This window comes from Pseudoalteromonas sp. KS88, assembly GCF_004766475.1.
GTDB lineage: Bacteria > Pseudomonadota > Gammaproteobacteria > Enterobacterales > Alteromonadaceae > Pseudoalteromonas.
This window is the reverse complement of sequence record NZ_PYHV01000022.1, coordinates 1-7,848: the sequence shown is the minus strand read 5'-3', so window position 1 is coordinate 7,848 and position 7,848 is coordinate 1. Positions and strand designations below refer to the sequence as shown.

The 7,848-nt window shown below is 39.3% G+C and carries 6 protein-coding genes; all 6 read left to right on the top strand.

The features are described 5' to 3' along the window. Positions 1-176 precede the first annotated feature (176 nt). A complete protein-coding gene (locus C7Y70_RS15075; RefSeq protein ID WP_135475577.1) occupies positions 177-1,295 on the top strand; it encodes a polysaccharide export protein in 1,119 nt (372 codons plus the stop codon). A gap of 8 nt (positions 1,296-1,303) precedes the next feature. Then, positions 1,304-1,738 (top strand): low molecular weight protein-tyrosine-phosphatase, encoded by a 435-nt coding sequence (locus C7Y70_RS15070; protein ID WP_135475576.1) that lies wholly within the window; start codon positions 1,304-1,306, stop codon positions 1,736-1,738. 14 nt (positions 1,739-1,752) lie between these two features. After that, positions 1,753-3,993 carry a polysaccharide biosynthesis tyrosine autokinase gene (locus tag C7Y70_RS15065; RefSeq protein WP_135475574.1) on the top strand — a complete coding sequence of 747 codons (2,241 nt, stop codon included), beginning with the start codon at positions 1,753-1,755 and terminating at the stop codon, positions 3,991-3,993. Positions 3,994-4,372: 379 nt separating this feature from the next. Continuing rightward, positions 4,373-5,491 carry a UDP-N-acetylglucosamine 2-epimerase (non-hydrolyzing) gene (wecB, locus tag C7Y70_RS15060; RefSeq protein WP_135475572.1) on the top strand — a complete coding sequence of 373 codons (1,119 nt, stop codon included), beginning with the start codon at positions 4,373-4,375 and terminating at the stop codon, positions 5,489-5,491. Positions 5,492-5,637: 146 nt separating this feature from the next. After that, positions 5,638-6,909, top strand: coding sequence for a UDP-N-acetyl-D-mannosamine dehydrogenase (gene wecC / locus C7Y70_RS15055; protein ID WP_135475570.1), 1,272 nt, complete (start codon positions 5,638-5,640; stop codon positions 6,907-6,909). 4 nt (positions 6,910-6,913) lie between these two features. Continuing rightward, a partial coding sequence (locus C7Y70_RS15050) for an oligosaccharide flippase family protein (RefSeq protein WP_135475568.1) occupies positions 6,914-7,848 on the top strand: 935 nt, incomplete at its 3' end.

Here is a 7,848-nt window from a genome sequence, read left to right as displayed (position 1 = left end):
CACGAAGCACGAAGCACGAAATATTTACAAAATAATTACTCGCTTGCGCGTTTACTGTGCAAGCGTGCTTGCACAGTAAACTGAGCCATGCTTTAATTGGCACGCAAAAAAATAACAGCAAATTTCAAAAAACTAAGCTGAAAGTTTTAGAATTTTATAATATTTGGGAATAAACAATGGCGCTAAGCTGTAAAACACTTGTAGCATCACTTACTTTGCTCACAATGACAGGTTGTACAATCATCCCCGGTAGCCATTTCGAAGGAATCGAATCGGGAGAGCAAACTAAAAATCTTGAACAAGATCTCGAAAGAGTAAATATTCAAATAATTGATTCAGCTTTAATAAAGCAAAAAAAGCAGGCTCAAACTAAATCGTCTCCGCGTTCTACTTATGACGGCTTAAACACCAGTGATTACCAATACAAACTAGGTGTAGGCGATGTGCTTACCATTGGTGTATGGGATCACCCTGAATTAACCATACCCGCTGCAGTGCAGCGTACCGCTGAATTTGATGGCTTTCGTGTACAAGCGGATGGCACAATTACTTATGCTTATGCCCCCAATATTCAAGCAGCAGGTAAAACAGTTCAACAATTACACAGCGAATTAGTAAAACGATTAAGCCGTGTAATAGAAGACCCGCAAATAGATGTTAAAATAGTCGGCTTTAGAAGCCAAAAAGCCTATGTAACAGGTGAAGTTACTAAACCAGGTGTTATCCCCGTCACTGAAATTCCACTAACTTTAATTGATGCTTTAAACCAAGCGGGCGGTTTAACCGAAGCGGCCGATTGGCGTACAGTTACATTTACTCGTGGTAATACAACTGAAGTAATTAAACTCAATGATTTTTATGCTCAGGGCGATATATCACAAAACCGCTTATTGCAGCATGGCGATATAGTGCATGTAAGTCGTAATGACTTACAAAATGTATTTGTATTGGGCGATGTAAAAAAAGCCGGCTCAGTAGAGGTTAACCGCTACGGATTAAATTTAGCTGAAGCGCTGGCAAACTCTGGTGGCTTAAACGAAAATACAGCAGATGCCAATGGGGTGTTTGTATTACGCAAGCGAGACTTAGAGCGAGATGGCGTAATAGCCGATGTTTACCAATTGCATGCGAAAAATATAGCTGCATTAGTATTAGCTGAGCAGTTTGAATTACAACCACACGACATTGTGTATGTAACCTCTGCACCACTTGCCCGTTGGAACCGCGTAATAAGCTTATTATTACCGTCTATCGCAACAGTTGATTCTATCGACGATTTAGCAGCAACTAAGTAAGGGTTACGATGTTTGATTCTATCTTAGTGGTGTGTGCGGGTAATATTTGCCGTAGTCCAACCGCCGAATATGTACTTAAAAGCAAGCTTGAAGGCAAAAATATAACAGTCTCTTCTGCAGGGTTGACGGCGCTTGAAGGTAAATCAGCCGATGCAACCGCAAAACAAATTGCAGCGCCGCACGGTATTAATATGGATGCACATCAAGGCCGCCAACTTAACTCGACTCTCGTCGCGCAAAATAGTGTTATTTTAGTGATGGAGCAACGCCATTTAACTGACCTTTGCAGCCGCTACCCAGAAGCACGCGGCAAAACATTTTTACTCGGTAAATGGTTGGGCGATAAAGAAATACCCGATCCATACAGACAAAGTTTAGAAGCGTTTGAACACGTTTACGATTTAATCGATAGCGCGTGTAGCGCTTGGCAAAAGTATTTATAAGGATAGGCTAGTACATGAATGCTCAGCCCACTGCAATAGCAGCAAATAAGCAAAACCGAACAGACGAGCAAAGCGCAAGTCAAGAGATAGACTTAATGGCACTAATAGGTGCGCTGCTTGACCGTAAATTATTTATAATAGCACTCACCACTGTGTTTATGTTTATAGGCGTGGTGTATGCGGTGTTTTCTACTCCTATATATCAAGCAACGGCGATGATACAGGTTGAAGAAAGCGGCGGCTCAGTCCCTGGGTTTGACGACATGGCAGGTATGTTTGAAAGCACCTCTGCCGCAGTGACAGAGATAGAGCTTTTAAAATCGCGCTCAATAATTGGTGAAGCGGTAGATACATTAAAGCTCGATATTACAGTAGAGCCAAAACTATATCCCTTCATTGGGGGGCGCGCATTCCGTAAATTCACACCAATGAATGAGGGCGATTTAGCTGAGCCTAGCTTTGGTGCAAGCTCGTACGCATGGGGTGGTGAGAGTATTGATGTATTTAGGTTTGATGTACCAAAATCTGCAATTGGTGTCGATTTTACATTACTTGCACAAGAAAATAACAGCGTCGCGCTCTTAAATGACGATGGCGAACAAATATTGGCAGGTAAAGTAGGGCAAGAGCTCATAAATGGTAAGTTTAACCTAACTGTACGTAGTATAAATGCTCGTGCGGGCACTGAGTTTATAATTACTCGCAAAGACCGCCTTAATACTATTTTAGATTTACAAGCAGCCATTGGCGCCAGTGAAAAGGGCAAAGACTCCGGTATTATTAACTTAAGCTTGCAAAGCGCTAAACCAAGTTATGCTGAAAAAGTACTGGATAAAGTAGCGGCTATTTATGTGCGCCGTAATGTTGAACGTAACAGCGCAGAAGCTAAAAAGTCACTCGACTTTTTAGAGGTACAACTCCCTGAAATCAAAAAGCAACTCGAATACGCTGAAGAACGTTTTAACGAATACCAAATTAAGCGCCAATCAATAAATATTACTCTTGAAACCCAAGGTGTGCTTGAGCAAGTTGTTGAGCTTGAAACTAAACTCCAAGAGCTAGAGCTTAAACGCCTTGAAATGAGCCGCAAGTTTAAAGAAAGCCACCCAACGTACCAAGGCGTGCTTGAGCAGATTGAAGCAGTTGAAAAACAAAAGCAAAGGCTAGTTGGCGAGGTAGGTAACCTACCTGAAACACAGCAAGAGTTACTGCGTTTAAAGCGTGATGTTGAAGTAAGTAACGAAATTTACACACTGCTTTTAGCTAAAACTCAAGAGCTTGATATTGTGCGTGCGGGTACGGTAGGAAATGTACGTATAATTGATTATGCAGAGGTGAACACCTCAAAACCGGTTAAGCCGAAAAAAGCGTTAATCGTGGTAATGGCAACTATGTTAGGTGGCATGTTAGCAGTAGCCATTGTTTTAGTACAAAAAGCCATGCATAAAGGCGTTGAAGATCCAAACGAAATTGAGGCAATTGGCCTGCCTGTATACGCAAGTGTACCGTACTCAGATTACCAAGATAAACTCACTGGATTTAGTAAAGCCCGCAAAGCTAAAAATAAGCCTAAATCTATATTAGCGCTAGATAACCCCGCTGACTTATCAATAGAGGCGCTACGTAGCTTACGTACCAGTTTGCACTTTGCGATGATGGAGTCTAAAAACAACCTTATTGCTATATCTGGCCCAAGCCCTGGTGTAGGCAAATCGTTTATATCGGTTAACTTAGCCTCAGTACTAGCGCAAAGTGGCAAAAAAGTGTTAATCATTGATGCCGATATGCGTAAAGGTTACTTGCAAACTCAGTTTGGTATTAAATGGGACGATGGCCTAAGTGATTACTTATCAGGCCGTTTAAACTTAAGCGAAGTGACTAAACCAACACAAGTTGAAGGGTTAAGCGTAATTACCCGTGGCCAAATACCACCAAACCCATCTGAATTACTAATGCACTCAAACTTTAGTAAGTTAGTTGAAGAAGTAAGCACCGAATACGACTTGGTAATAATAGATACACCACCTATTTTAGCGGTAACAGATCCTGCAATCGTCAGTGCCCACACTGGTACAACATTGCTTGTTACGCGTTTTGGCCAAAACCACATTAAAGAAATAGAGCTAACTAGAGCCCGATTTGAGCAAAACGGCACCGACGTAAAAGGCGTGGTATTCAATGGTGTAATGAAAAAAGCCAGTAACGCTTATGGTTATTACGGTTACTACAACTACGAATATAAATCGGATAAATAAAAAAATAGGTTCTAGGAGCTAGATCTTAGAACCTAGAACCTAGCTCCTATATTTTAAAATGTAGGCGAGTGACTTGCCACCGCGAAAGTAAAAGGTTCACCACGGAGTTCACAGAGGAAATAACAGAGATTAATTTTATTTTCTTCTCTGTGCATCGAAGCGCCTCGGTGCCTTCGGTGGTATAAGGGTGGTTATGATTATTTATTTAGCCCGCTGCTCGTTGCACAAAGCCCGTAGCTGTTTTTAAACTGATTAACCTAGAACCTAGAACCTAGAACCTAGAACCTAAAACTAAATTTGACACCGTAATGCAACATAATAGCGTTACCCTAAGAGCTCGTAGCTCGTAAATTAATTTAAAATTCACAAAGGATGAAAAGTGAAAGTATTAACAGTATTTGGTACTCGCCCAGAAGCCATTAAAATGGCACCTCTTGTTCATGCCTTGGCTAACGATAGTCGCTTTGACGCAAAAGTATGTGTAACGGCACAGCACCGTGAAATGCTAGATCAAGTACTTGAGCTTTTTAAAATCACCCCAGAATACGATTTAAACTTAATGAAAGCAGGGCAAACACTGCCAGAAGTAACAAGTCGTATTTTACAAGAGCTCACACCTGTACTTAAAGAGTTTAAACCTGATGTAGTGCTTGTTCATGGCGACACGGCAACAACATTTGCTGCGAGTTTAGCCGCTTACTATGAGCAAATAGCAGTTGGTCATGTAGAAGCAGGCTTACGCACAGGTAATATTTATTCACCTTGGCCTGAGGAAGGTAACCGCAAACTAACTGGCGCTTTAACTAAATTCCACTTTGCACCAACGGATACGTCAAAAGCGAATCTTTTAAAAGAGAATTATGCAGACGAAAGTATATTTGTAACCGGTAATACGGTTATTGATGCTTTATTACTTGTTAAGCAACAAATAGAAGATGATGCAGAGCTAAGTAATACACTTTCTGGTCAATTCCCTATGCTTGATGAAAATAAAAAACTTGTTTTAGTCACAGGTCATCGCCGTGAAAGCTTTGGAGGCGGGTTTGAGCGTATTTGTGAAGCGCTAGCGCAAACAGCCAAAGCTCACCCTGATACACAAATACTTTACCCTGTACATTTAAACCCAAATGTTCAAGAGCCAGTAAAGCGTATATTAAAAGATGTAGATAACGTACATTTAATAGAGCCGCAACAGTACCTACCATTTGTGTATTTAATGAATCGCTCACATATTATTCTAACAGACTCAGGTGGTATTCAAGAAGAAGCACCAAGCTTAGGTAAGCCGGTGCTGGTAATGCGTGATACTACAGAGCGCCCAGAAGCAGTAGATGCAGGTACAGTTAAATTAGTGGGTACTGATGTAGCTAAAATTACTTCTGCGCTAAATGAGCTACTAAAGGATGATGAGTCCTATAAAGCAATGAGCCGAGCCCATAATCCGTATGGTGACGGCCAAGCATGCCAGCGCATTTGCGACACGTTAGCAAAAAATTAATACGTAGCAGCGATTTTATATCGCGTTATAAAATTATAAATATTGATTTTCAAACTTAAAAATACATAAATAAAGTTTGCATAAAGAATTTAAAAATTTGTAGAACCTAGAACCTAGAACCTAGAACCTATTTAAAAAGGATTATCATGTCATTTAATACAATTTCAGTTGTTGGCTTAGGCTATATTGGCTTACCAACAGCAGCAATGTTTGCATCACGTAAAAAAAGCGTAATCGGTGTTGATGTCAATCAACATGCAGTAGATACCATAAACCGTGGTGAAATACATATAGTAGAACCAGATCTAGACATGATCGTGCATGCAGCAGTGACAGAGGGTTATTTAAAAGCCGTAACATCGCCAGAGCCTGCTGATGCATTTTTAATTGCAGTACCAACGCCATTCAAGAACAATGACTCTACAATACCTGAGCCAGATTTAAGCTATATAAAAAAAGCCTCTGAGGCGATTGCACCTGTACTTAAAAAAGGTGACTTAGTGATACTAGAATCTACATCACCGGTTGGTGCTACGGAGCAAATGGCTGAATGGTTAGCTGCAGCCCGCCCTGATTTATCATTCCCACAAGTTGCTGGTGAAGGCGCAGATGTAAATGTAGCGCATTGCCCTGAGCGAGTATTACCAGGCCATGTAGTGCGTGAGTTGGTTGAAAATGACCGCGTAATCGGCGGTATGACTGCTAAATGCTCAGCTCGCGCTGTAGAGCTTTACAAAACCTTTGTGCAAGGCGAGTGTGTAATCACTAATGCCCGTACAGCAGAGATGGCTAAATTAACTGAAAACTCATGCCGTGATGTGCAAATTGCCTTTGCTAATGAGTTATCAATCATTTGCGATAAACTAGATATTGACGTTTGGGAGCTTATTTCTTTAGCTAATCGCCACCCACGTATAAACATATTACAACCAGGGCCAGGCGTTGGTGGGCACTGTATTGCTGTAGACCCGTGGTTTATTGTTAGTAAAACGCCAGAAGAGGCGCAAATAATTCATACAGCACGTAAGGTGAATGACGCAAAACCGCAATGGGTAATTAATAAAGTTAAACTAGCTATTGCAGACTTTTTACAAGCTAACCCAAGTAAAACCGCAAAAGATATAACTATAGCTTGTTATGGCTTAGCATTTAAACCGGATATCGATGACTTACGCGAAAGCCCTGCTTTAAATATTACTAAACAGATTGCTGACATACACTCTGGTAATGTGCTCGCTGTTGAGCCAAATATTAATGAACTTCCAAATAAAATAAAGGCAATTCAGCTTTCTACATTTGAAAACGCAAAAGACAAAGCTGACATTCATTTACTACTTGTAGACCACAAAGAGTTTCGATTTACTTCGATTGAATCTAAATTTCAAATTGATACAAAAGGGATTTGGGCTAGAACCTGATAAAATGAAAAGCATAAAGAATTTACTGATTTATGGCGCTGGAGAAAGCTTAGGTAAAGGGCTGAATATACTATTAATGGTCATATTGCCCTTTCTGTTGCCTGTAAACGAATATGGTAAGCTTGCTGTAGTCGTTATAACTGAGCAGATTCTTATGTTTTTATTATTACGAGGCCAGAATAACTCTATACTAAGATTTTGGAATAAAGGAAATAAACAGAGAGAATATTTATATTCAACGATATCAAATACTTTGATAAAGAGGAATAGTTATATATACTCGATTGCTTTTATTTTTGTTTTTGCATATGCAATAATAGATGGAGATGGATATCCGTATCTGATAATTTTGATGTCAATTCCTTTTTTGGTTCTAACTGAGTTAAAATTAGCAGTGTTTAGAGTGGAAGGAAAATCAAAAAAATATGTAGTTTATAGAATAACGTTCCAAACACTCAAATTTATTTTAGTTATTACTTTTATTAATTTTTATTTTAATAGTGTTTTAGGCTATTGTATTGGTGTGCTAGGAGCTGTTCTTATTGTAAATTATTGCTTTAAAATAAAGCTATATAAAAGCTCTTTTTATACAAAGAAAAGTGCTATCACTGATGTTGTTCTTAATTACGGAACTCCTTTAGGGTTGCAAGTTGCGATTAATCTATTTTACTCAGCAGCTGATAGATACATGTTGCTGTATCTATCAGACACAGAGACAGTTTCCATATATTCTTTTTCATATACACTAGCTACAACTTTACTTTTTTTTGCGAATATAGCTATCGTAGGGTTGATACCTGTATTTTATAAAATTGAACCTGCCAATAGTGCATTCAAATATTTAATTAAAATATTTTTAAGTATAGGTGTATTTATAACATTACTAGGCATACTTATTAATTTATATATATATCCAGTTATGATTTCTCTTTATGATTG